Below are 17,643 nucleotides of genomic sequence, written 5' to 3' on the forward strand. Positions count from 1 at the left end.
GCCTACCAGCGATGGCAAGCAAAAGCCGCAGAGTTCTGTGGGTCTACTGGGGTGTGTTGAGCGTGGCGATGCTGGCATATTTCTCGATTGGGCTGTTCTACAAGGAGGCGGCGAGGCATCCGCTCCTGGTATCCGCGCGCATGGCATTCCTGCCGGGTCAGACCAGCCACGGCCACTACCAGATCGAACTGGCGTGCGAGAGCTGCCACAGCAAGCCGTTCGCCGGCCCGGAGGCCATCCAGGAGGCATGCGCCAAATGCCATGAGAATGAGCTGAAGGAAGCCAGAGATTCGCATCCGGCCAGCAAGTTCGACGATCCGCGCAATGCCGAGCGGCTGGGAAAGATCGATGCGCAGGCATGCGTCACCTGCCATGCCGAGCACAAGCCGCGCACGACGCTTGCCATGGGCGTAACGCAGCCGCAGGACGTCTGCTACCACTGTCATGCCGGTCCGGACGAGATGCCGTCGGACCACAAGGACTTCAAGTTCGACAGCTGCACCGCGGCCGGCTGCCATAACTATCACGACAATCGCGCGCTGTACGAAGATTTCCTGCTAAAGCATGCGCAGGGCGGCAAGCTGAACGAAAAGCCGCTGCTGCCGCAGCGCGATTTTGCCGTAGCGGTGCGTGAGATGAGCGGCTACCCGGCGGCGAAGTATCCGTTCCGGACACTCTCGGCAGCCGAGCAGGATGCGCCGCACGGCAAGCGCGGCAGTATGGCGTTGCAGGCCGACTGGCTCGGCACCGCGCATGCCAGGGCTGGCGTCAATTGCACCGGTTGCCATGCATCGAAGGGCAAGGACGGCTCCACGAAATGGAGTGACCACCCAGGCAGCCCAGCAGCGTGCGAAGGATGCCATGCGGCCGAGGCCAAGGGGTTCCTGGCGGGAAAGCACGGCATGCGACTGGCGCAAGGCCTGACGCCGATGACGCCCGGCGACGCCCGTCTGCCAATGAAGGAAGCGGCTGCCCACACGGAACTTGGTTGTACTTCCTGCCATTCTGCCCATCGCTTCGATGCCAGGACAGCGGCGGTGGAGTCATGCATGAGTTGCCATGACGACAAACACACCCTGGCCTACAAGAGTTCGCCGCACTACGCGCTGTGGCAAAAGGAGACCGCCGGACAGGCGCCGCCCGGTTCTGGCGTGACATGCGCCAGCTGCCACATGCCGCGGGTGCGGATGTCCACCGACGAAGGCTCGCGCATCGTGGTTCAGCACAACCAGAACGATACCCTGCGGCCGAACGAAAAAATGATACGGACCACGTGCATAAGCTGCCACGGGCTCGGCTTCTCGATCGACGCGCTGGCCGACAAGACGTTGATCGACAACAACTTCAAAGGCATGCCGGCCCGGCACGTGAAGAGTATCGACATGGCTGTGGCCAAGGATGCAGAAACGCGCAGCAAGCGAAGCACGCCGTAGCTGCGCGTCGTTCTGGCGCTTGCGGGCTTCTTTTCAACAGTGAAGGAGAGAGAAATGAAACGATATGCGAACTTGCAGGCAAGCAGTCTGGCAATGGGCGCGGCGCTGGCCGTTAGCGCCTTTCCCGCACACGCATCCGGCATCAGTCCAAAGGAAATGGCGGATGCCCTGCACGCCGTGATGGCGGCCGACCGGACCGTGTATACCCGCCTGATCGTCAACCGCCTGCAGAACGAAGAGAAGGTGATCAAGGCGACTGAGCACTGGAAGGATGAGAAGACATTGGTGCTGCCGGCGCAGATGTTTCGCTTCGGCGCGGAGGAGGTAGCCAAGAGCAAGCCGAATTTCAGCTATTCGCTGTTGTCCCTGTGGCCGCTGAATAAGCAGAACGCTGCGAAAACCCCAGTGGAGAAGGAAGGGCTGGACTTCGTCGCCAAGAACCCCGGAAAGAACTTCTACAAGGAAGAGACTCTCGGCAAGAAGACCTATTTCACCGCCGTGTACGCCGACACGGCGATCGCGCCGGCCTGCGTCACTTGCCACAACGGCCATAAGGACAGCCCGCGCACCAATTTCAAGATTGGCGACGTGATGGGTGGCGTGGTGCTGCGCATCCCTGTCAGCAATTGAGCCAGCGAAAAGCTGAGCGATGACGACGTGAAGGCTGTAGCGGATTACATGATCGCAATTGTCAAGTAAAGGAATATTCCATGACACCGCAAGAGATCACCCTGGTACAAAGCTCCTGGCAGAAGGTGGTGCCGATCAAGGAAAAGGCCGCCGAGCTGTTCTACGGCAAGCTGTTCGAAATGGATCCCTCGCTGAGGCCACTGTTCAAGGGCGACACCGTCGAACAGGGGCGCAAGCTGATGGCGATGATCAATACCGTCGTCACGAAACTGGACCAGCTCGACGACATCGTTCCCGCTGTACAGGAACTCGGCCGGCGCCACGTCGCCTATGGCGTCAAGGACGAGGACTACGACACCGTGGCCGGCGCCCTGCTGTGGACACTGGGTGCCGGCCTCGGGGACGCCTTTACCGATGAGGTGAAGGGCGCCTGGACCAGCGCCTACGTGATCCTGGCCGGGGCCATGAAAGACGCCGCCGCGACCGCCTGGGACTGACTCAGGAGGAATGAGGCCATGCTGGAAGCAGTGTCACTGACCGCCGCGCGCGGCGACCGGCCGATTTTCATCAGGCTGGGGCTGCGCGTGGAGCCCGGGCAAGCGGTGCATGTCACAGGCGCCAACGGCAGCGGCAAGACTACCCTGCTGCGAATCCTGGCTGGCCTGCTGCGCCCGGAATCGGGCGAGATCCGATGGAACGGGTGTGCGGTGGCGGCGAGCCGGCCGCTGCCCGATTCCGCATACCTCGGTCACCGCAACGGCCTGAAAGCGGAGCTGAGCGCGCTGGAGAACCTGCGCAGTGCCTGCGCGCTGTACGGTTGCCGCACGGATCGTGCGCACCTGCAGCGGGTGCTGGCACAAGTCGGGCTGGCCGCTGGTGCCGACACCGCTCTCGGGCTGTTGTCGCAGGGGCAGCAGCGCCGGGTTGCGCTGGCGCGTGTGCTGTCCAGTGGCGCGAAGCTATGGCTGCTCGACGAGCCGACCACCGCACTCGACCAGTCCAGCATCCGGGCCTTTGAGGGATTGTGCGAACACCATCTGCAGTCGGGCGGCATGCTGGTGTTTGCGAACCACTACCCGCTGCGGCTGGTGGCCGCGCGGATGCGCGAGCTTGCCATCCCGGCAATCGCCGCTCGATCGCAGCAGGAGGCGGCATGCTGGATCCGGTCCTGAAACTGATCGCGCGTGAGCTGCTGCTGGCGTGGCGTCGCCCGTCGGCGGTGCTGACACCGCTCGCCTTTTTTGTCGCGGTGGTCAGCCTGTTTCCGCTGGCGGTTGGCCCGGAGCGGATGTTTCTCGCCAGGCTGGCGCCCGGTGTGATCTGGGTCGCCGCCTTGCTGGCGACGCTGCTGGGCATGGAGCGTTTGTTCGAATCCGATTTCCGCGACGGCAGCCTGGAAGTCATCGCGCTCGCGCCGCAGTCCCTGACCTTGATGGTGCTCGGCAAGGTGACCGGCTTCTGGCTCGGGGCGGGCCTGCCGCTGGTGTTGCTGACGCCACTGCTTGGCGTTCAGCTCGGCGTGCCTGACGGCGAGCTGGCACAACTGGCACTGTCGCTGCTGCTCGGTACGCCGACGCTGTGCCTGATCGCGGCAATCGCTGCCGCGCTGACGCTGTCGCTGCAGCGCGGCGGCCCGCTGCTGGCATTGCTGGTGCTGCCACTGGCAGCGCCGGTACTGGTGTTCGGCTGCGGCGTCGCCGCCGCCAGCACTGCGGCGGAATTGCAGGCGAATCTTTCGCTGCTGGGGGCATGCCTGCTGACTGCCGTTGCGTCGGCGCCATGGGCCACCGCCGCGGCGCTCAGGATTGGATTGGAGTCTGTCTGATGGCCACCTTGAATATCTGGAAGTACGCCGCGCCCCAAGCCTTCTATCCGCTCGCCGGGCATCTGGTGCCATGGTTTGGCGCTGCTGCCGCAGTGTCTGGCGCGATGGCGCTATACCTTGGCCTGGTGGTGGCGCCGCCCGATTTCCGCCAGGGCGAGGTGTACCGCATCCTGTTCATCCATGTCGCGGCCGCCTGGATGTCGATGTTCATCTACGTGGTGATGGCCGTCTACGCCGGGCTTGGCCTGGTGTTCGGCACCCGTCTGTCGTCGCTGATGGCAACCGCGCTGGCGCCCAGCGGTGCGTTGTTCACCTTCCTCACGCTGTGGACCGGCGCACTTTGGGGCAAGCCGACCTGGGGCACCTACTGGGTATGGGACGCGCGCATGACCTCCGAGCTGCTGCTGCTGTTCCTCTATCTCGGCTTCATCGCGCTGCAGGCCGCGATCGACGATCCACGGCGCGCAGCCAGGGCCGGCGGGGTGCTGGCGCTGGTCGGATTGATCAACCTGCCGGTCATCTATTTCTCCGTGACCTGGTGGAACACGCTGCATCAGGGGGCATCGGTCAGTCTGACCAAGGCGCCGCAGATGGCCGGCATCATGATCGTTGCCATGCTGGGCATGACCTTCGCCTTCTGGATGTATGCGATCGCCGTCGCGCTGGCGCGGGTGCGCTGCCTGATCGCGCGCAGCGAGGCCGGCCGCAGGTGGTGGCGGCAAGGCGAGGACATCTGAAACCGACGCGCACTCGGATCAACGCGCTCAACAGCAGGGAGGGAATGATGGATCTGAATGGATTTTTTTCGATGGGTGGCCAAGGCGCTTTCGTCTGGGGCGCATACGGCGTGACGGCGCTGCTGTTCGCTGTCGAAGTCCTGCTGGTACTGCGCTGCGGCGTGTCGACTCGGCGCACGCTGGCAGATGCGCACCCCGCCGCGCCCGGCATGCGGCTGCAAGATCAACGGGGTACGCAATGAGGATGCTCAACAAGGCGCGCGGGCGACGCCTGCTCATGATCGCCGTGGGATTGCTGTTGCTTTGGACGGCTGCCGCATTGATCCTGAATGCCTTCCGCAGCAATATGGTGTTCTTCTTCTCGCCAAGCCAGCTCGCGGCAGGGGAGGGCCCGCGCGACAAGGCCTTCCGCCTTGGCGGCATGGTCGAGCGCGGCAGCCTGCGGCGCGCCCCGGATGGGCTGGGGGCGTCCTTCATACTGACCGATACGGTCAACCGGGTGCAGGTGGTCTACCGCGGCATGCTGCCCGATTTGTTTGGCGAAGGGCAGGGTGCCATTGCGTTCGGCCGCATGGGTGGCAACGGCATCTTCGCGGCCGAGGAGGTGCTGGCCAAGCATGATGAAGCGTACATGCCGCCGGAGGTCGCCGCTTCGCTCAAGCTCGCCGAAGCGGCGCAGAAAGGTGGGGCCAGATGATTCCCGAACTCGGTCAATGGTGCCTGGCGCTTGCGCTCGCGCTGTCGCTGTCGCAAGCGGCGCTGCCGCTGCTGGGGACGGTGCGCGGCGTCGATGGCTGGATGCGCACCGCACATGCCGCAGCACGCATGCAGTTCCTGTTCCTCTCGCTGGCCTTTGTTTTCCTGTCGGCGGCGCTGCTGGGGAACGATTTTTCGGTGCGCTATGTCGCAAACCACTCGAACAGCAGCCTGCCGGCGATCTATCGCTTTGCCGCCGCCTGGGGCGGCCATGAGGGATCGTTGCTGCTTTGGTCACTACTGCTGGCAGCCTGGTCGGCCCTGGTGAGCTGGCGCAGCGACAGCCTGCCGCTGATGTTCTCGTCACGCGTGCTGGCCGTCCTGGGCATCGTGTCGAGCGGCTTCCTTTGCTTCATGCTGTTCACCTCGAATCCTTTCGAGCGCCTGTGGCCGGCGCCCCCGGACGGCGGTGACCTCAACCCACTGTTGCAGGACATCGGGCTGGTGATCCACCCGCCGATGCTGTATATCGGCTATGTCGGACTGGCGGTGCCCTTCGCGTTCTCGGTGGCCTCCCTTCTGACCGGGCGCATCGATTCACTCTGGGCACGCTGGTGCCGGCCATGGACCATCGGCGCCTGGCTGTTCCTGACACTCGGCATCGCCCTTGGCAGTGCCTGGGCCTACTACGAACTGGGTTGGGGCGGCTGGTGGTTCTGGGATCCGGTCGAGAATGCTTCCTTCATGCCATGGCTGCTTGCCACCGCGCTCATGCATTCGCTGGCGGTCACGGAAAAGCGGGGCATATTCGCCGGCTGGACCCTGTTGCTGGCGATCGCCGCCTTTGGCCTGAGCTTGCTGGGCGCCTTTCTGGTGCGCTCCGGCGTGCTGACCTCCGTGCATGCCTTTGCCGCGGATCCGGGGCGCGGCGTGTTCCTGCTGTCATTGTTCGCATTCATCGTCGGCGGCGCACTCTGTTTGTACGCGTGGCGCATGGGGCGCGTGCGGAGCAGTTCGGCGTTCGCGCCGTTCTCGCGCGAGGGGGTGCTGATGCTGAACAATCTGTTCCTGGCCGTAGCAACCGCGTCTGTTTTGCTGGGCACAGTCTATCCGCTGGCGCTCGATAGCCTGGGCCTGGCGAAGATATCAGTCGGTGCGCCGTATTTCGAGGCGGTGTTTGTGCCGCTGGTCGTGCCAATGCTGTTTCTGATGGGCGTGGGCCCGCTGATGCGCTGGAAGCATGCTTCGCTGCCGGATCTGAAGCGTCGGCTGAAATGGGCGCTGGCCGCGGCGCTTGCCTTTGGCCTGGTCACGCCCTGGCTGCTAGGCACATCGAGCATCGGCATCAGCCTCGGCCTGGCCCTGGCCGGCTGGATCACCTGTGCTCTGGTCGCGACCGCGGCCGAGAGCGTGCGCGACCGGCGCGGGGCAGGGGCGTTGCGCAGTCTGGCCGCCCGTCCGCTGTCGTTCCACGGCATGTTGATCGCCCACCTTGGCATTGCAGTGTGCATTGTCGGGGTCACCATGGTCGGCGGCTATGCAGGCGAACGCACGGTGAGCATGTCGGTCGGCGACTCGCTCGAGTTCCGCGACTACCGCTTCCGCTTCGACTCGGTGGAAACACTGGTGCGCGACAACTACCAGGCCCGGCGCGCGAGCATTACGGTGACGCGAGACGGCCAGCTGGTGACATTGCTGCGGCCAGAGAAGCGCTTCTATCCGGTTCAGCGCAAGGTGATGACCGAGGCGGCGATCGATCCCGGCCTGACGCGTGACCTCTATGTATCGCTTGGCGAAGCGTTGCCCGACGGTAGCTGGACTTTGCGGCTTTACCACAAGCCGTTCATAAGCTGGATCTGGTCCGGCTGCCTGCTGATGGCATTTGGCGGCTTGCTTGCGCTCGGCGACCGCCGCTATCGGGCGCGCACCGCGCCGGCCGCCACGCCGCTGAACCTGGGGGTGGAATGATGCGACGGTTTGTTCCTGCTGCGATCTTCATCATGCTCTTGCTGCTGCTCGGCCTCGGGCTTGCGCCGAGACCGAGCAGTCTGCCATCCCCCCTGATCGGCAAGAGCGCGCCGGCTTTCAGGCTGCCCTTGCTGGACGCGCCTCAGCAAACTGTGGCGCCTGCCGATCTGCGCGGACAGGTCTGGGTGCTGAACGTCTGGGCATCGTGGTGCGGCGCCTGCCGCGAGGAGCATCCGAAGCTGATGGAGCTGGCGCGCCTTACCCGGGTGCCCATCTATGGGCTGGATTACAAGGATGGGCGCGACGAGGCCAGCGCCTGGCTTGCGCGGCACGGCAACCCTTATCGCGCCAGTCTGTTCGATGCCGATGGCCGGGTCGGCATCGACTACGGCGTGTACGGTGTTCCGGAAACCTTCGTGATTGACCGTCGCGGCGTGATACGCCACAAGCATGTCGGTCCGCTGACCGAGGAGGTGGTGCGCAAAGAACTGTTGCCGATGTTGGCGGCGCTCGAGAACGAGCCGGACGTAGCACTGGCAAGCAGGGGAAAAGGGGGCTGACATGAAATCAAGCGTTCGCCGGTGGTGCGTACTTGGGTGTTTGCTGGGCGGTCTGCTGGCCAATGCAATCGGCGCCGAGCCGGCACAGGCCGATGCCGAGCAGGCTCTGCAGGCCCGGGTCATGAGGCTGGCCGTCGACCTGCGTTGCGTGGTATGCCAGAACCAGTCGCTTGCCGATTCCAATGCCAGCCTGGCGATTGACTTGCGCAGCGAGATTGCCGGCATGCTGCGCGATGGGAAAAGCGAGCGCGATGTGACCGAGTTCATGGTGCAGCGCTACGGCGATTTCGTGCTGTACAGCCCGCCGCTGCAGCCCACCACCTGGCTCCTGTGGCTTGGCCCGTTCCTGCTCATGTTGGTGGGAATGGTGGTGCTCTACCGGCATGCTGCCGGATCGCGGGCACGCGAGCGGGCGGGTAAGGCTGGCGGCAGCGAGGAGGGAAGCATATGACATCGGCGCAGGTATTTTGGGGATTCGCCACCGCCCTGACCATTGGTGCGCTGCTGACCGTATTGCAGCCAATGGTGGCAGGTATCGCCGTTGCGAAAGGCCGGGCGCGCCGGGTTCAGTTCCTGGCCGGGCTAGCTATCACGCTGGTGGCCCTGGCAGGGTATCTTGCTGTCGGCCGGCCGGACCTGATCGGGCCGGAATCCGGCAGCGGGTCAGGAGCAACGCCGCGGGAAACGTCGATTCCGCATCTGATCAAGCGTCTTGAGGCGCATCTGCAGCAACGGCCTGACGATGCCGATGCCGCACTGTTGCTCGCGCGCTCATACTATGCCGCAGCCCGTTTCGCCGAGGCGGTGCCGGCGTTCGAGCGCGCATTCGTGCTGAAGGCACCCGCGGCACCGCAGCTTGCCGATTATGCCGATGCGCGTACTGCGCAAAATGGGGGCACTTTTGATGCGCAGGCACAGAAGGCTGTTGAACGCGCGCTGGCACTTGATGCGCAGCATGTGAAGTCGCTGTGGCTGGCGGGCAGCTTTGCCTTCAATGACCGGCGCCCTGCCGACGCGATTGTTTACTGGACGCGCCTGGCGCCATTGCTGCCAGCCGATTCCGAAGAGCTACGCCGTCTGCAGGCCAACATTGCCGGAGCGCGTGCGCAGGTGGGGACCGGTTCGGCTGTTGCGGGCAACAAGAAGCAGCTTTCCGGCACCGTAGCAATTGCCCCCGAATTGCAGGCGTCTGTTGGCAGCACCGACACGCTCTACGTATTCGCACGCGGGCTGCAAGGGCCGCCGATGCCGCTGGCTGTCTTCAAGGCAGTGCCTGGACGCTGGCCGGTGGCGTTTTCGCTGGACGAGAGCATGGCGGTGATGGGCGGTGCGCGCCTGAGTGAGCGGGAAAGCGCGATGGTTGTCGCACGAATCTCACGTTCCGGCCAGGCGATCGGCCAGCCAGGCGACCTGGAAAGCGGGGCGGTACAGGTGAAGGTGGGCGCTGCTGGCATCCAGCTGTTGATTGATACGGTAAGGAAATGAGGGTTGATCCGCGACGATCATAGGGTAGACGACCAGCTGCCGCTGCCCACAACGCCGCCCAGCGTCTCAGTAGCGGATTCTGTGGTCCCGCGATGTGCTGCTTGATCGCAACTTAATGGATTGCTTATGCGTCGGCTAAGAATATATGAATTTACCTTAAGTGGGTGAGCAGATATCTTTCCAGCATTGCCGCCACGCCGCCAAAGCACGCCTGGTGCATGCATCCCTACATTCACCAGCAGCGGAGTATGTCTTGAGCGTCAGCACTGAGCAGGTCACCGAAGCCCTGCGCACCGTCATCGACCCCAATACGGGCAAGGACCTGGTGTCCACCCGCTCGGCCAGGAACATCCGCGTCGACGGCGGCGATGTCTCGCTGGAAGTCGAACTCGGCTACCCCGCGAAGAGCCAGTTCGATCCGATCCGCAAGCTGGTGGTTGCTGCGGTGCGGCAAGTGCCGGGCGTGAGCAACGTCAGCGTGGCCGTGACCATGAAGATCGTCGCGCACGCGGTGCAGCGCGGGGTCAAGCTGCTGCCGGGCGTGAAGAACGTGATTGCGGTGGCGTCGGGCAAGGGCGGGGTGGGCAAGTCCACCACGGCCGTGAACCTGGCGCTGGCGCTGGCGGCGGAAGGCGCGCGCGTCGGCATGCTCGACGCAGACATCTATGGGCCGAGCCTGCCGATGATGCTGGGCATCGACGGCCGCCCGGAATCCGCCGACGGCCAGACCATGGAGCCGCTGGAAGGGCACGGCCTGCAGGCCAACTCGATCGGCTTCCTGATCGAGCAGGACAACCCGATGGTATGGCGCGGCCCGATGGTCACCTCGGCGCTGGAGCAGCTGCTGCGCCAGACCAACTGGCACGACCTGGACTACCTGATCGTCGACATGCCGCCGGGCACCGGCGACGTCCAGCTGACGCTGTCGCAGAAGGTGCCGGTCACCGGCGCGGTGATCGTCACCACGCCTCAGGATATCGCGCTGCTGGATGCCAGGAAGGGCCTGAAGATGTTCGAGAAGGTGGGCATTCCCATCCTGGGCATCGTCGAGAACATGGCGGTCTACTGCTGCCCGAACTGCGGCCATGTCGAGCATATCTTCGGCCACGGCGGCGGCGAGAAGATGTGCGCCGACTACGGCGTTGACCTGCTCGGCAGCCTGCCGCTGAACCTGCAGATCCGCGAGCAGGCCGACTCCGGCCGCCCGACCGTGGTGGCCGAGCCCGACAGCCCGGTGGCCGGGATGTACCGCGCCATCGCGCGCAAGGTGGCAATCAAGGTCGCCGACAAGGCGCGCGACATGACCAGCAAGTTCCCGAGCATCGTCGTGCAGAACACCTGACCGGGGTGAACGATTTACGCGCGGCCCTCGTCGCGCGCTGACATGGAGCAATGGCATGAGACGCCTTCGCAACGCCAAGATCGTGGCCACGCTGGGCCCCGCGAGTAGCACCCCCGAGCTCATCGACGCGCTGTTCGAGGCCGGTGCCGATGTCTTCCGGCTCAACTTTAGCCACGGCACCCACGACGACCACCGGCAACGGTTCGAAGCGATCCGCGCCGTGGAGCGCGAACGCGGCCGTCCGATCGGCGTGCTGCTCGACCTGCAGGGTCCGAAGCTGCGCATCGGCACCTTCGCCGACGGGCCAGTGCAACTGGCCGCGGGAGCCGGCTTCCGGCTGGACCTGGACAGCGCGGCGCCCGGCTCGGCCAGCCGGGTCTGCCTGCCGCACCCGGAGATCTTCGCCGCGCTGAGGGAAGGCGTCGAGCTGCTGCTGGACGACGGCAAGATCCGGTTGCGCGTCGAGCAGTGCGGCGCCGGCTTCGCCGAGACCACGGTCGTCAACGGCGGTACGCTCTCGGACCGAAAAGGGGTGAACGTGCCGGACGCGGTCCTGCCGCTGTCAGCCATGACCGAGAAGGACCGGCGCGACCTCGACTTCGGTCTGGCCCTGGGTGCGGACTGGATCGCGCTGTCCTTCGTGCAGCGGCCCGAAGACATCCGGGAGATCAAGGCAATTGTCAACGGCCGCGCCGGCATTGTCGCCAAGCTGGAAAAGCCCGCTGCCATCCAGAGCCTGGACCTCATCGTCGCCGAGGCCGATGCCATCATGGTGGCGCGCGGCGACCTGGGCGTGGAGATGCCGGCCGAGCAGGTGCCCTCGCTGCAGAAGCAGATCGTCCGCGCATGCCGCAAGGCCGGCAAGCCGGTCATCGTTGCCACGCAAATGCTCGAATCGATGATTGCCGCCCCGGTGCCCACCCGCGCGGAAGCGTCAGACGTGGCGACGGCGATCTACGACGGTGCCGACGCGGTCATGCTGTCGGCCGAGTCGGCTTCGGGCCGGTATCCGGTGGAGGCGGTGCGAATGATGAACAGCATTATCTCCCGCACGGAATCCGACCCGCTGTACCGCGACGCCATCGAGGCATCCCACACGCCGCCGCGCGCGGACGCGGCTGATGCCATCGGTTATGCGGTGCGGCATATCGTGGGCTTGCTCAGGGTGCCGGCGACGGTCGCCTATACCAGCTCGGGCTATTCGGCGCTGCGTATGGCGCGCGAGCGGCCGCAGGTGCCCATTCTCGGCATGACACCGCGCATGGCGACGGCGAGGCGGCTGACGCTCACCTGGGGCGTGCATGCGGTGCTCTGCCACGAGGTGCTGGATGTGCCGGAGATGACCGATCTGGCCAGCCGCACTGTGCTGGCGGAGGGCTTCGGGGAAGCCGGACAGTCCATCGTCATCTCCGCGGGGCTGCCGTTCCTGGTGGCGGGAACCACCAACCTGCTGCGGATTGCGCAGATCCAATGAGGGGGTAGGGACACCGCCGAACAGGTACGACCCGGGGCATTGCCGCAGCGTTGCACGGTCCCCGCTGACAGAGGCACTGCCACCTCCGTCAGCGGGCCGGGCCGCTCCCCTCCTGACCTCGACTCCCCCCCTCGAAAGAGGTAGGCAATGCTGAGGCTTGGCTCATTTGCCCCGACTCTCGTTGACTACGGCTTTGGAAGCCCCCGGCGGGGCTGTTGTTATTTAGCCGAAGACCGGGCAAATGATGGCCATGATGGTATCGAAACCGTGCAAAAGTCATACCCTGCCAATCAGCAGGGTGCCTTTGACGGCGCGCAGGCATGAGTGGCGCGGTTAAAGGCCTTCCGGCTGGCCAGCCATGCACGGTCTTATCATGCCAACACTGTACATGCGCTGGCGCGTGGTCTAGTCTTCACGTTGATCCGCGTTCGGCTGAAATCCGGGCGAAGGGGCCAATCAAGGCGCCAGTAAAAGCGCCAGTATCGGGGGTCTGGACTGCCATGAGTATCGAGATCGGAAAAGACATCACCGCGTTTGCCGACCAACTGCTGGACGCCGTATTCCTGGTCGACACAGGCGGCCGCATCCAGTATGTCAGCGCCGCGTGCGAGAGCATTTTTGGCTATACGCCGAAGGATATGGCGGGCGAGTTCATCATCGATCTGGTCATGCCCGCCGACCGGGACCGGACCATTATCGAGGCCAAGCAGGTGATGTCGGGAAAGAAGCGGATCGGTTTTGAAAACCGCTATCGCCACAAGGACGGCAGTGCCGTCCATATCATGTGGTCCGCCGGATGGCTCCAGTCGGAACGGTTGCGCGTCGGGGTTGCCCGCGATGTCACTGCGCTGAAGAAGGAGAGCATTCTTGACCTTGGGCTGGCGCTTTCTTCCGTTCCGTTGGCGCCCCACGAGCAGAAGGTCTTGCGGCTGCTGTTGACCGACGCATCGGAAAAGCAGATTGCCCAGCGCCTCGGCCTGGCCGTTTCAACGACCCATTCCTATGTGACCGGCATTTTCCGGAAATTCGGCGTCAGGGGCCGGGCGGGGTTGATGAGCCTGTGGCTGGAAAATCTGACCAGGGACTAAATACGCAATATAGATTGTATTTCTCGAATACAAACCATGATCTGTATTGGTCAGAAACTTCGTCCCCGCGCCTCATAAATCGCTTATCTCTACCGGCGCCGCCATCAGCGCCTGACCAGCGAACACTGCGATTTCGACACCGGCATGAACGCCTGCTCGCCCGGCACCGTGGCCAGCACCTTGTAGTAGTCCCATGGGTACCTGGACTCGGCCGGCGTCTTGACCTCGAACAGATACATGTCGTGGACCATGCGGCCGTCTTCGCGGATGCGGCCGTTCTTTGCAAAGAAGTCGTTGATCGGCATCGACTTCATCTTCTTCATCACCGCCGCGGTCTCGTCTGTGCCGGCTGCCTGCACGGCCTTCAGGTAGTGCGTCACCGATGAATACGCACCCGCCTGGCTCATGTTGGGCATTTTCCTGAGCTTGTCGAAATAGCGGCGCGACCAGGCTCGCGTAGCATCGTTCATATCCCAGTAGAAAGCTTCGGTCAGCACCAGCCCGGAGGCCGTCTTCAGGCCGATGGCGTGGATGTCGTTGATATAGAGCAGCAGGCCCGCCATGCGCTGCGTGTTGTTGCGGGTCAGGCCGAATTCGGAGGCGGCCTTGATCGCGTTGACGGTATCGCCGCCGGCATTGGCCAGGCCCACCACCTGTGCCTTGCTGGCCTGCGCCTGCAGCAGGTAAGAGGCAAAGTCGCTGGTGGCCAGCGGGTGGCGCGCGGCGCCCAGCACCTTGCCGCCGGTCTCGTTGACGACCGCGGTGGCCGAGTCCTGCAGCGTGTGGCCGAAGGCGTAGTCCGCCGTCAGGAAGAACCAGGACTTGCCGCCGCGCTGCACCATCGCGCGCGCGGTGGTGTTGGCCAGCGCGTAGGTGTCGTAGGCGTAGTGCACTGACACCGGCGTGCACAGGTCGTTGGTGATGCGCTCGGTGCCCGGGCCGGAGAACACCACGATGCGGTTCTTCTGTCGTGCAACCTCAAGCACCGCCAGCGCCGGTGCAGACGCGGCCACGTCGAGGATGGCGTCGACATTGGCAGTGTCGAACCATTCGCGCGCCTTGTTGGCGGCGATGTCGGCCTTGTTCTGGTGATCGACCACCACCAGCTCGATCTTCTTGCCCAGCACCTTGCCGCCGAAATCGTCGATGGCCATCTGCGCGGCGGTGGCGCTGCCGCGGCCGGTGACGTCGGCATACAGGCCGCTCATGTCGAGCAGCATGCCGAGCTTGACGACATCGTCAGAGACGGCGGCCCTGGGCTGGGCCTGGGCGGTGCCGCAGGCAAGCGCCGCGGCGAAGGCGAGGGCGCTGGCGGCAATGCGGCGGAGCGCGTGGCGATGGTTCATGGTGTCTCCCTGGTTTATTGTTGTTGGCTTATACCGTGGCGATCGGCGTCACCGGCGACCCCACCGCGCCGGGCAGGCGCAACGGCGGGGCGGTGAGCTGGAAGCGGGTGCGGCCGTTGGCGCGCAACCAGTCCGCCAGCTCGCGCAGGTACCACAGCTCGCCCAGCGGTAGGCCTAGCTTGAACAGGCAATGGTGGTGCAGCGGCAGCAGCGGGTGGCTCTTGTCGCCGTCGGGCGCGGGGCGGGCGGGGTAGCGTTCCACCGCGTAGTTGTCGGCGATCAGCGCGGCGATGCCGGCATCGGTGATCCAGTTCAGCAGGCGCTCGTCGCGGCCGTCCAGCGCGCAGCAGCTGTGGTGCAGCACGGCTTCATCGGGTTTGCGCTGCATCGACAGCACCACCTCGGCAAAGCCGGTGCGCAGCAGCAGCATGTCGCCGCGTTCGACTTCCACATTGCCGGCATCCAGCGCGTGCATCAGGTCGTCGTAGCCGACATTGCGGAAGTCCATGCCGAAGGTATGCGCCAGGTCCACCAGCACGCCGCGGCCCTGCATCCCCTTGACCGCGAAGTTCTCGATGCCCAGCGCCTGCGCGGCACTGTGGTCGTGGCCGCAAGGGTGCGCGGCGAAGTTGTCATCCTCGGCATAGTCCACCGGGCCGACGATATGCTCGTTGGCGCGGTAGCCGTTGTAGTACACGCGCTCCGGGCGGCCGTCGCCGTCGGCATCGAACAGCGCCCCCACGTGCGCCAGCGCATCCCATTGCGTGCTGTATTGCAGGCACAGCAGCACCTGGTCGTCGCTGATGACGTCGGTGGCGGTGGGATCGACCTTGGCCAGCGGGAAGTTCAAATAGGGGATGTCGTCGCGCAGGGTAGGCCGCAGCACCGGCGGATGCCGGCGCGGGTTGAGCTTGTTGCCGCCGGGGTAGTCCAGCGGCAGCGACAGGCAGAAGCTGATGCCGGCCTGTACCTCGCGCGCGCCCTTGACGACTTGTTCCGGGCCGATCAGGTTGATGCGGCCGAGCTGGTCGTCGGGGCCGAAGTCACCCCAGTTGGAACCTTGCGGACGTTGCTTCCAGCGCATGAGTCATGCCTCCTGTCGTGTGCGTGGCCGAGGGAGCGGCCGGTGTATGGGGTATCGGTGCGGCGTGGTTGCGCGATGCGCGTGGCCACGCGGGAAGGTCTTCTGTCCGGTTCTCGTGGCATGAAACCGGTTGCATCCCTTATAGGCCATATTGCGGGGAATGGTCATTTTGCGGTGCAGCAGGATTACGGCGAGGCGGCATCCTTATAGAGGCGGGCAATGCCGGTTCATGATGTGTTATCGTACAACTAGGTTGGGGAAGCTGCTTATTTCCGCCCAGAAATAGTAGAGGATAGGGAATTCCCGGGGCCGTAGACCACCATAAACGGATAGCATGTTGTCAGACAACGTAACACTAAAAGTGCGCAACGCGCACCCGGCTGGAGATGACATGACAGTGACCCCGACAGCAGGTGGACAGGCGGCTCGCCCGCTGTACATCACGATGCACGCGAACGACAACGTCGCGATCGTGGCCAACGACGGCGGCCTGCCGGCGGGAACGGAATTCCCCTGCGGCCTGGTGCTGGCCGAGGGCGTACCCCAGGGCCACAAGGTGGCGCTGACTGACCTGCGCGAGGGCGACGCGGTGATCCGCTACAACGTGGTGATCGGCTATGCTCTGAAAGACCTCCCGCGCGGCAGCTGGGTCAATGAGCGCGTGATCCGCATGCCGGCCGCGCCGGAACTGCACGACCTGCCGGTCGGCACGCGCGTGGCGCCGCTGCTACCGCTGGAAGGCTATACCTTCGAGGGCTACCGCAATGCGGACGGCTCGGTTGGCACACGCAATATCCTGGGCATCACCACTACGGTGCAGTGCGTGGAGGGCGTGGTGGAGTTTGCCGTGCGGCGCATCAAGGAAGAACTTCTGCCGAAGTATCCCAATGTCGACGACGTGGTGGGCCTTGAGCACACCTACGGCTGCGGCGTGGCAATCGACGCGCCCGATGCCGGCATCCCGATCCGCACCATCCGCAATATCGCGCTGAACCCCAATTTCGGCGGCGAGGTGATGATCGTCAGCCTGGGTTGCGAGAAGCTGCAGCCGGCGCGCCTGATCGGCGCCGGCACCATCCCGATCCAGCAGGAGGGCGAGCCCGACGTGGTCTGCCTGCAGGACGAGCAGCACGTGGGCTTTGCCTCGATGATCGATTCGATCATGGCCACGGCAGAGAAGCATCTGGCCCGCCTGAACGCGCGCCGGCGCGAGACCTGTCCGGCGTCAGACCTGGTGGTCGGCGTGCAGTGCGGCGGCAGCGATGCCTTCTCCGGCGTCACGGCCAACCCCGCGGTGGGCTTTGCCACCGACCTGCTGGTGCGCGCCGGGGCCACGGTGATGTTCTCCGAAGTGACCGAGGTGCGCGACGGCATCGACCAGCTCACCGCGCGCGCCGCCACGCCCGAGGTGGCCGAGGCGCTGGTGCGGCAGATGGCCTGGTACGACCGCTACCTGGAGCAGGGCAAGGTCGACCGCAGCGCCAACACCACGCCGGGCAACAAGAAGGGCGGCCTGTCGAACATCGTGGAAAAGGCGATGGGCTCGATCGTCAAGTCGGGCACCGGCCCGATCCACGGCGTCACCGGCCCCGGCGAGAAGGTCACGCAGAAGGGGCTGATCTACGCCGCCACGCCCGCGGGCGATTTTGTCTGCGGCACGCTGCAGCTGGCTGCCGGCATGAACCTGCACGTGTTCACCACCGGGCGCGGCACGCCGTACGGGCTGGCCGAGGTGCCGGTGATCAAGGTGTCCACCCGCAATGACCTGGCACGGCGCTGGCATGACCTGATGGATGTCAACGCCGGCCGCATCGCGACCGGCGAGGCCACCATCGAGCAAGTGGGCTGGGAGCTGTTCCACACGCTCCTGGCCGTGGCCAGTGGCAAGAAGTCATGGGCCGAGCACTGGAAGATCCGCAATGCGCTGGTGCTGTTCAACCCGGCACCGGTGACCTGAGCCTCGGCTCTGACGGCG

Annotated in this window: 18 protein-coding genes; 16 read left to right on the top strand and 2 right to left on the bottom strand. The window is 64.9% G+C overall.

Features of this window, described 5'->3' with window-relative positions:
• The first annotated feature begins 11 nt into the window (after nt 1-11).
• From C265_RS09365 to C265_RS09435, 15 genes are all read left to right on the top strand, one after another.
• Nucleotides 12-1,433: an ammonia-forming cytochrome c nitrite reductase subunit c552 gene (locus C265_RS09365; RefSeq protein WP_037023987.1), complete on the top strand. Its 1,422-nt coding sequence runs from the start codon at nt 12-14 to the stop codon at nt 1,431-1,433.
• Between the two features lie 54 nt (nt 1,434-1,487).
• Nucleotides 1,488-2,063, top strand: coding sequence for a DUF3365 domain-containing protein (locus C265_RS09370; protein WP_011616907.1), 576 nt, complete (start codon nt 1,488-1,490; stop codon nt 2,061-2,063).
• Nucleotides 2,064-2,143: 80 nt separating this feature from the next.
• Nucleotides 2,144-2,560 (top strand): globin family protein, encoded by a 417-nt coding sequence (locus C265_RS09375; protein ID WP_010809670.1) that lies wholly within the window; start codon nt 2,144-2,146, stop codon nt 2,558-2,560.
• An 18-nt stretch (nt 2,561-2,578) separates the two neighbouring features.
• Entirely contained in the window at nt 2,579-3,235 is a 657-nt protein-coding gene (ccmA, locus tag C265_RS09380; protein ID WP_010809671.1) for a cytochrome c biogenesis heme-transporting ATPase CcmA, read from the top strand.
• Nucleotides 3,217-3,888 carry a heme exporter protein CcmB gene (gene ccmB / locus C265_RS09385; RefSeq protein WP_010809672.1) on the top strand — a complete coding sequence of 224 codons (672 nt, stop codon included), beginning with the start codon at nt 3,217-3,219 and terminating at the stop codon, nt 3,886-3,888. The genes ccmA and ccmB overlap by 19 nt, the downstream gene beginning before the upstream one ends.
• Entirely contained in the window at nt 3,888-4,625 is a 738-nt protein-coding gene (ccmC, locus tag C265_RS09390) for a heme ABC transporter permease CcmC (RefSeq protein ID WP_010809673.1), read from the top strand. The genes ccmB and ccmC overlap by 1 nt, the downstream gene beginning before the upstream one ends.
• A gap of 44 nt (nt 4,626-4,669) precedes the next feature.
• Entirely contained in the window at nt 4,670-4,867 is a 198-nt protein-coding gene (gene ccmD, locus C265_RS09395) for a heme exporter protein CcmD (protein WP_010809674.1), read from the top strand.
• Nucleotides 4,864-5,322: a cytochrome c maturation protein CcmE gene (gene ccmE / locus C265_RS09400; protein WP_037023989.1), complete on the top strand. Its 459-nt coding sequence runs from the start codon at nt 4,864-4,866 to the stop codon at nt 5,320-5,322. Before ccmD ends, ccmE begins: the two co-directional genes overlap by 4 nt.
• On the top strand, nt 5,319-7,289 hold the full coding sequence (locus C265_RS09405) for a heme lyase CcmF/NrfE family subunit (RefSeq protein WP_010809676.1): 1,971 nt from the start codon (nt 5,319-5,321) through the stop codon (nt 7,287-7,289). Before ccmE ends, C265_RS09405 begins: the two co-directional genes overlap by 4 nt.
• Entirely contained in the window at nt 7,286-7,849 is a 564-nt protein-coding gene (locus C265_RS09410) for a DsbE family thiol:disulfide interchange protein (protein WP_052181608.1), read from the top strand. Before C265_RS09405 ends, C265_RS09410 begins: the two co-directional genes overlap by 4 nt.
• 40 nt (nt 7,850-7,889) lie before the next feature.
• Nucleotides 7,890-8,300: a cytochrome c-type biogenesis protein gene (locus C265_RS09415; RefSeq protein ID WP_010809678.1), complete on the top strand. Its 411-nt coding sequence runs from the start codon at nt 7,890-7,892 to the stop codon at nt 8,298-8,300.
• Nucleotides 8,297-9,334, top strand: coding sequence for a hypothetical protein (locus C265_RS09420; RefSeq protein ID WP_010809679.1), 1,038 nt, complete (start codon nt 8,297-8,299; stop codon nt 9,332-9,334). The genes C265_RS09415 and C265_RS09420 overlap by 4 nt, the downstream gene beginning before the upstream one ends.
• Nucleotides 9,335-9,587: 253 nt before the next feature.
• The gene (gene apbC, locus C265_RS09425; protein WP_010809680.1) at nt 9,588-10,676 is read left to right on the top strand and encodes an iron-sulfur cluster carrier protein ApbC; all 1,089 of its coding nucleotides are present in this window, start codon (nt 9,588-9,590) and stop codon (nt 10,674-10,676) included.
• Between the two features lie 55 nt (nt 10,677-10,731).
• Nucleotides 10,732-12,150: a pyruvate kinase gene (gene pyk, locus C265_RS09430; RefSeq protein WP_010809681.1), complete on the top strand. Its 1,419-nt coding sequence runs from the start codon at nt 10,732-10,734 to the stop codon at nt 12,148-12,150.
• Between the two features lie 500 nt (nt 12,151-12,650).
• Complete coding sequence (locus C265_RS09435) at nt 12,651-13,238, top strand: helix-turn-helix transcriptional regulator (protein WP_010809682.1); 588 nt, start codon at nt 12,651-12,653, stop codon at nt 13,236-13,238.
• Between the two features lie 104 nt (nt 13,239-13,342).
• Here C265_RS09435 and C265_RS09440 read toward each other — a convergent pair whose 3' ends face one another.
• Together C265_RS09440 and C265_RS09445 are read right to left on the bottom strand one after the other, a co-directional pair.
• On the bottom strand, nt 13,343-14,584 hold the full coding sequence (locus tag C265_RS09440) for an ABC transporter substrate-binding protein (RefSeq protein WP_010809683.1): 1,242 nt from the start codon (nt 14,582-14,584) through the stop codon (nt 13,343-13,345).
• A gap of 28 nt (nt 14,585-14,612) precedes the next feature.
• Nucleotides 14,613-15,668, bottom strand: coding sequence for a cyclase family protein (locus C265_RS09445; protein WP_010809684.1), 1,056 nt, complete (start codon nt 15,666-15,668; stop codon nt 14,613-14,615).
• A gap of 391 nt (nt 15,669-16,059) precedes the next feature.
• On the opposite strand from C265_RS09445, the gene garD reads away from it, so the two are divergent.
• Entirely contained in the window at nt 16,060-17,625 is a 1,566-nt protein-coding gene (gene garD / locus C265_RS09450) for a galactarate dehydratase (RefSeq protein ID WP_010809685.1), read from the top strand.
• Nucleotides 17,626-17,643 lie beyond the last annotated feature (18 nt).

Source organism: Cupriavidus sp. GA3-3, assembly GCF_000389805.1.
Taxonomy (GTDB): domain Bacteria; phylum Pseudomonadota; class Gammaproteobacteria; order Burkholderiales; family Burkholderiaceae; genus Cupriavidus; species Cupriavidus necator_D.

Coding starts and splice junctions, on each gene's coding strand:
- C265_RS09410 (WP_052181608.1), top strand. CDS start 7,286: ATGATGCGACGGTTTGTTCCTGCTGCGATCTTCATCATGCTCTTGCTG.
- pyk (WP_010809681.1), top strand. CDS start 10,732: ATGAGACGCCTTCGCAACGCCAAGATCGTGGCCACGCTGGGCCCCGCG.
- C265_RS09445 (WP_010809684.1), bottom strand. CDS start 15,668: ATGCGCTGGAAGCAACGTCCGCAAGGTTCCAACTGGGGTGACTTCGGC.
- ccmD (WP_010809674.1), top strand. CDS start 4,670: ATGATGGATCTGAATGGATTTTTTTCGATGGGTGGCCAAGGCGCTTTC.
- C265_RS09370 (WP_011616907.1), top strand. CDS start 1,488: ATGAAACGATATGCGAACTTGCAGGCAAGCAGTCTGGCAATGGGCGCG.
- C265_RS09440 (WP_010809683.1), bottom strand. CDS start 14,584: ATGAACCATCGCCACGCGCTCCGCCGCATTGCCGCCAGCGCCCTCGCC.
- ccmB (WP_010809672.1), top strand. CDS start 3,217: ATGCTGGATCCGGTCCTGAAACTGATCGCGCGTGAGCTGCTGCTGGCG.
- ccmC (WP_010809673.1), top strand. CDS start 3,888: ATGGCCACCTTGAATATCTGGAAGTACGCCGCGCCCCAAGCCTTCTAT.
- C265_RS09375 (WP_010809670.1), top strand. CDS start 2,144: ATGACACCGCAAGAGATCACCCTGGTACAAAGCTCCTGGCAGAAGGTG.
- C265_RS09365 (WP_037023987.1), top strand. CDS start 12: ATGGCAAGCAAAAGCCGCAGAGTTCTGTGGGTCTACTGGGGTGTGTTG.
- C265_RS09435 (WP_010809682.1), top strand. CDS start 12,651: ATGAGTATCGAGATCGGAAAAGACATCACCGCGTTTGCCGACCAACTG.
- C265_RS09405 (WP_010809676.1), top strand. CDS start 5,319: ATGATTCCCGAACTCGGTCAATGGTGCCTGGCGCTTGCGCTCGCGCTG.
- C265_RS09420 (WP_010809679.1), top strand. CDS start 8,297: ATGACATCGGCGCAGGTATTTTGGGGATTCGCCACCGCCCTGACCATT.
- ccmE (WP_037023989.1), top strand. CDS start 4,864: ATGAGGATGCTCAACAAGGCGCGCGGGCGACGCCTGCTCATGATCGCC.
- garD (WP_010809685.1), top strand. CDS start 16,060: ATGACAGTGACCCCGACAGCAGGTGGACAGGCGGCTCGCCCGCTGTAC.
- ccmA (WP_010809671.1), top strand. CDS start 2,579: ATGCTGGAAGCAGTGTCACTGACCGCCGCGCGCGGCGACCGGCCGATT.